General features: G+C 63.2%; 4 protein-coding genes. 3 read left to right on the plus strand and 1 reads right to left on the minus strand.

What is annotated here, in order from left to right; all coding sequences use genetic code 11:
- A partial coding sequence (gene rpmE, locus A3754_RS16305) for a 50S ribosomal protein L31 (RefSeq protein WP_063520548.1) occupies positions 1 to 119 on the minus strand: 119 nt, incomplete at its 3' end.
- A 137-nt stretch (positions 120 to 256) separates the two neighbouring features.
- Here rpmE and A3754_RS16310 point away from each other — a divergent pair.
- From A3754_RS16310 to A3754_RS16320, 3 genes are all read left to right on the plus strand, one after another.
- Positions 257 to 2,431 (plus strand): primosomal protein N', encoded by a 2,175-nt coding sequence (locus A3754_RS16310; protein ID WP_063520549.1) that lies wholly within the window; start codon positions 257 to 259, stop codon positions 2,429 to 2,431.
- Positions 2,432 to 2,573: 142 nt separating this feature from the next.
- Positions 2,574 to 4,328 carry an arginine--tRNA ligase gene (gene argS, locus A3754_RS16315; RefSeq protein WP_063520550.1) on the plus strand — a complete coding sequence of 585 codons (1,755 nt, stop codon included), beginning with the start codon at positions 2,574 to 2,576 and terminating at the stop codon, positions 4,326 to 4,328.
- Positions 4,328 to 4,963, plus strand: coding sequence for an SPOR domain-containing protein (locus tag A3754_RS16320; RefSeq protein WP_063520551.1), 636 nt, complete (start codon positions 4,328 to 4,330; stop codon positions 4,961 to 4,963). Before argS ends, A3754_RS16320 begins: the two co-directional genes overlap by 1 nt.
- Positions 4,964 to 4,992 lie beyond the last annotated feature (29 nt).

A 4,992-nucleotide genomic window follows, 5' to 3' on the forward strand; every position in this document is an offset into this window, starting at 1 on the left:
CAGGCAGAACAAACGTCCAGGTCCATGGCGCCACCCTTGGTGGAACGGGACTCGATAACGTTGCCACAGCTACAGGAATAGGTCGCTGTCTGGTAATCGGGATGAATCTCTGGTTTCATTGCTAAGCTCCATTTTGTGTCGCTACCGGCCTCTACGACAGGCACCACACGGCTTGCGCCTGGGAAAAAGAAGGCGAATCATAACAGCTTGTCCCCATTCCGCAAGCGCAAAGCCGCCGCTGGCTCCAGGAAATTCCGTGTCACCGAAAAACACCCTGCAAATTGCCCTGCCCGTGCCCCTGCCCGGGTGTTTTGACTATGTTCTGCACGGCACCGTGGTACCCCCCCGGGGCAGCCGGGTCAAAGTCCCCTTCGGGCGGCGCACCCTGGTCGGCCTCGTACACGGCCACGCCCCCAGCGATTACCCGAAACTCAAGGCCGTGCAAGCGGTACTCGACGACGAACCGGTGATGCCCGACGAGCTCTACCAACTCTGCGAGCGCGCAGCCCGTTATTACCATCACCCGCTGGGCGAAGTACTCAATTACGCCCTGCCCACCCTGTTACGCCAGGGCAATGAGGCCCAGGCCAGCCTGGAAAAACGCTGGCAGATCACCGAACGCGGGCAACACGTCAGCGACGACCAAGTCAGCCGCGCCCCCCGCCAGCGGGACGCCCTGCACACCCTACGTGACCACCCGAAGGGGCTGAGCAGCGCCATGCTGGCGGCGCTGGAGGTAAGCCCACCCGCCTTGGCCAGCCTGCGCGACAAGGGCTGGGCCGAGCAAATCCAGGTAGACACCCGACCAGACGTAACCAAAGAGACCCTGGCCCAGGCCCCACTGGCAGCCAACGCCGAGCAACGCGCCGCCATTCAGGCGATTCAGGACGCTGACAGCTTCACCCCTTTCCTGCTCGACGGCATCACCGGCAGCGGCAAAACCGAAGTCTATCTGCAAGTNATGGCGCCACTGCTGGCCGCCGGCAAGCAAGTCATGGNGCTGGTGCCAGAAATCGGTCTGACCCCGCAAACCGTGCAACGCTTCAAGCAGCGCTTTGCCGTCCCGGTGGTCACCCTGCATTCCGGGCTCACCGACCGGGAACGGCTGGACAACTGGCTGGCGGCCCGGGAGGGCCAGGCGCGCATCATCATTGGCACCCGCTCCGCCATCTTTACCCCCATGCTCAATCCCGCCCTGATCATCGTGGACGAAGCCCACGATAGCTCCCTGAAACAGCAGGACGGCTTTCGCTACCACGCCCGGGATCTGGCCACCTGGCGCGCCCAGCAGCTGGGCATCCCGGTGGTTCTGGGCAGCGCCACCCCGGCCCTGGAAACCTTGCATCTGGCCCGGGAAGGCCGATTCCAGTGGCTCAGGCTGTCACAACGGGCCACCGATCAGAGCCGCCCGCCCATCGAAATCGTCGATGCCCGGCTGGCCGCTCCCGGCAACCCGCTACTGCCGCTGTCGCTGCAGGCGCTGAAACAATGCGTGGAGGCCGGCAATCAGGGACTGGTGTTCATCAACCGGCGCGGCTACGCGCCGATGATTCTCTGCCACGACTGCGGCTGGCAGGCGGAATGCAAACGCTGCGACAGCTTTCTCACCTGGCATCGCAGCGACCGCGCCCTGCGCTGTCATCACTGCGGTTACCAACAGCGCGTCCCCAGCCGCTGCCCGGACTGCGGCTCCAGCGCCATCCAGGAAGCCGGCAGCGGCACCGAAAAGCTCACTGAGCTACTGGAACAATCCCTCCCCGTGCCGGTAATCCGCATCGACCGGGATGCCACCCGGCGAAAAGGCGCCCTCGATGCACATCTGGCGCAGATCCAGAAAGGCGAACCCGCCGTCATGGTCGGCACCCAGATGCTGGCCAAGGGGCACCACTTCCCCAAACTGACACTGGTCGTGATTCTGGACATGGACGCAGGCTTTCTCAGCGCCGACTTCCGCGGCCCGGAGCAAGCCGCCCAGCTGTTATTGCAGGTGGCCGGGCGCAGCGGCCGCGAAGGCCAGGGCCGAGTCATCCTGCAAAGCCGCCACCCGGACCACCACCTGCTGCAACTGGCCGCCAGTGGCGACTATCCGCAACTGGCCACCACGTTGCTGGAAGAACGACAGATGGCCGGCCTGCCCCCCCATGGCCACCTGGCCCTGTTCCGCTGCGAAGCCATGGCCATGGGCACCGCCATGAACTTCCTGCAGCAGCTCAGCACCATTACCGTGCCGCCGGATGTCCATATTCTTGGCCCAATTCCAGCCCCCATGGAAAAACGCGCCGGCCGCTTCCGTACCCAGTTACTGCTGCAATGCGCCCAGCGCGCGCCCCTGCACCAGGCCCTGAACCTGTTACTGGAGCAGGCCCGCAAGCTCCCCGAAGGCCGCCAGTGCCGCTGGCACCTGGATGTGGATCCGATCGACATGCTGTGACAACGCCACACGTAGCACGCGACATGCACCACGCCGGAGCCCCGCATGGTGCGTGTTGCGTGAAGCGTGCTGCGAATCCTCGCCTTTTCCCGTACAATCGCCGGCCAGTCAAACGGCCCAGAGCCCTCCACAAAAGAATGTCATGAAAGAACGCCTGATATCCCTCATTGAAAGCGCCCTGGACACCCTGATCGACGACGGCACCCTGCCCGCCGACGCCAAGCGTCCGGTGCAAATCGACCGCACCAGGGACAAGAGCCACGGCGACTTTGCCACCAACATCGCGCTGATGCTGGCCAAACCCGCCGGCATGAAGCCCCGCGACCTGGCAGAAAAGCTGATTGCCGCCCTGCCCAGCGACAGCGCCGTGGCCAAGGTGGACATTGCCGGGCCCGGTTTTATCAATTTCTTCCAGGCGGACGACTGGCTCACCGGCTTGCTGGAGTCCGCCCTGGCCGACGACTTTCTCGGCATTGACCGGCCACAGCAGCCCCAGACCGTGGTGGTGGACTACTCCTCCCCCAACCTGGCCAAGGAAATGCACGTGGGCCACCTGCGCTCCACCATCATCGGCGACGCGGTGGTGCGCACCCTGGAGTTTCTCGGCCACACCGTGATCCGCCAGAACCACGTGGGCGACTGGGGCACCCAGTTCGGCATGCTGCTGGCGTATCTGGAAGAACAGAAAGCCGAAGAAGGCGAGCGCGAGCTAAGCCGCGAGCTGGCCAACCTGGAAACCTTTTACCGGGCCGCCAAACAACGCTTCGACGAATCCGACACCTTCGCCGACCGCGCCCGCGCCCTGGTGGTAAAACTGCAGTCCGGCGACGATTACTGCCTGAACCTGTGGGCAGAATTCAACCAGGTATCCCTGAGCCACTGCCAGGCCATCTACGATCGCCTCGGCGTCAGCCTGACCCCATCGGACGTGCGCGGCGAAAGCGCCTACAACGATGACCTGGCCCAGGTCGTCGCTGACCTGGACAGCAAAGGCCTGCTCAGTGAAAGCCAGGGCGCCCAGTGCGTCTTCATGGACGCCTTCAAAAACAAGGAAGGCGAACCACTACCCGTTATTGTGCGCAAAGCCGACGGCGGTTATCTCTACGCCACCAGCGACCTGGCCGCCCTGCGTTACCGCGCCGGCACCCTGCAGGCCGATCGCATGCTGTACTTTGTGGACCAGCGCCAGGCACTGCATTTCCAGCAAATGTTTACCCTGGCAAAGCTGGCCGGGTTTGTCCCCGAACAGACCGAACTGGCACACATGGGCTTTGGCACCATGAACGGCCCGGATGGCCGCCCGTTCAAGACCCGCGACGGCGGCACCGTCAAACTCATCGACTTGCTTGATGAAGCCGAAGAGCGCGCCTACGCGCTGGTGAAAGAAAAGAACCCGCAGCTGGACGAGGACGCACTACGCACCATCGCCCGCTCGGTGGGCATCGGCGCAGTGAAATACGCTGACCTCTCGAAAAACCGCAGCAGCGACTACATCTTCAACTTCGAACAGATGCTCAGTTTTGAAGGCAACACCGCGCCTTACCTGCTGTACGCCTACACCCGCGTGGCCAGCGTATTCCGCAAGGCCGAACTGGACATGGCCAGCGTGAGCGGTGACTTCCTGCTTAACGAAGCAGCAGAACAGGCCCTCGCCGCACGGCTGGTGCAATTTGCGGAAGTCCTCCAGAGCGTGGCAGACAAGGGCCAGCCGCACCTGCTCAGCGCTTACCTGTATGATGTGGCCGGGCTGTTTTCCAGCTTCTACGAGCACTGCCCGATTCTCAGCAGTGAAGACGAGGGCATCCGTAACAGCCGCCTGAAGCTGGCCGCCCTCACCGCCCGCACCCTCAAACACGGCATGGAACTGCTGGGCCTGAGCCCACTGGAGCGCATGTAATGGCGAAGAACACCCGGCGCGGCGCCAGCCGCGGCCCCGCCCGCAAGAAGCAACCCCAGCGCCAGGTACCCGGCTGGGTCTGGCTGTTTACCGGCCTCATGGTCGGCCTGTTTGTGGCCTTCCTGTTCCATCTGGGCAAGACCCAGATGGCACAGGGTGACAGCAAACCGGTGGCCAGCAGCAACGACAAACTGGCTCAGGCCAAGCCCGAACCGAAACCGGAACCCAAGAACGAACCCGGAGAGGATTCACCCCAGTTCGATTTCTATGCAGTGCTGCCGAAGATGGAAGTGATCGTGCCGCAGAACGAAACCGACAACGGCACAGGCACCACCCGCAAACCGGACACCAGCAAACCGGCCAATACCCGCAAGCCGGAAACCAACACCCGCAACAACGAAAAATACCTGTTGCAGGCGGGCAGTTTCCGTCGCAACGAAGATGCGGACCGCCGCCGGGCCGAACTGATCCTTAAAGGCTTCGAGGCCAGCATCCAGTCAGTCAATCTGGACAGCGGCGACAGCTGGCACCGGGTCATGATCGGCCCCTACAACAACCTCAACGCCATGCACCGCGCCCAGGACCAACTGGCCGGCAACGGCATCGAGACCCTGCCGATCAAGATGAAAAAATAAAACGCCTGATGCATAACGCCCAATGCCGG

The organism is Alcanivorax sp. HI0083 (genome assembly GCF_001635175.1).

Coding starts and splice junctions, on each gene's coding strand:
- argS (WP_063520550.1), top strand. CDS start 2,574: ATGAAAGAACGCCTGATATCCCTCATTGAAAGCGCCCTGGACACCCTG.
- A3754_RS16320 (WP_063520551.1), top strand. CDS start 4,328: ATGGCGAAGAACACCCGGCGCGGCGCCAGCCGCGGCCCCGCCCGCAAG.